The organism is Streptomyces sp. BE20 (assembly GCF_036322525.1).
Lineage (GTDB): Bacteria > Actinomycetota > Actinomycetes > Streptomycetales > Streptomycetaceae > Kitasatospora.
In genome coordinates this window covers 1-312 of record NZ_JAQYWW010000432.1, presented here as the reverse complement: position 1 = coordinate 312, position 312 = coordinate 1, and the positions used below count along the sequence as shown (strand labels likewise).

General features: G+C 72.8%; 1 protein-coding gene. It reads left to right on the top strand.

The annotated features are described in order from the left end of the window. Position 1: 1 nt before the first annotated feature. The coding region (locus tag PUR61_RS03760; RefSeq protein WP_329875573.1) for an AMP-binding protein at positions 2 to 312 on the top strand (311 nt) is incomplete at its 3' end.

Here is a 312-nt window from a genome sequence, read left to right as displayed (position 1 = left end):
GGTGGGTGTGGTTCCGGTGGCGGGTTCGGTGGTGGAGCGGTTCGAGGGGTGGGTGCGGGAGGCGCCGGGTGCGGTGGCGTTGGTGGTGGGTGGGGAGTCGTTGACGTACGGGGAGTTGGGGGAGCGTTCGGCGCGGTTGGCGTCGGTGCTGGTGGGTCGGGGGGCCGGTCCGGGTCGTTGGGTGGGGTTGGCGTTGCCGCGGTCGGTGGACCTGGTGGTGGCGATGGTGGCGGTGTTGCGGTCGGGGGCGGGGTATCTGCCGCTGGATCCGGGTTTCCCGGCGGAGCGGCTGGCGTTCATGGTGGAGGACGC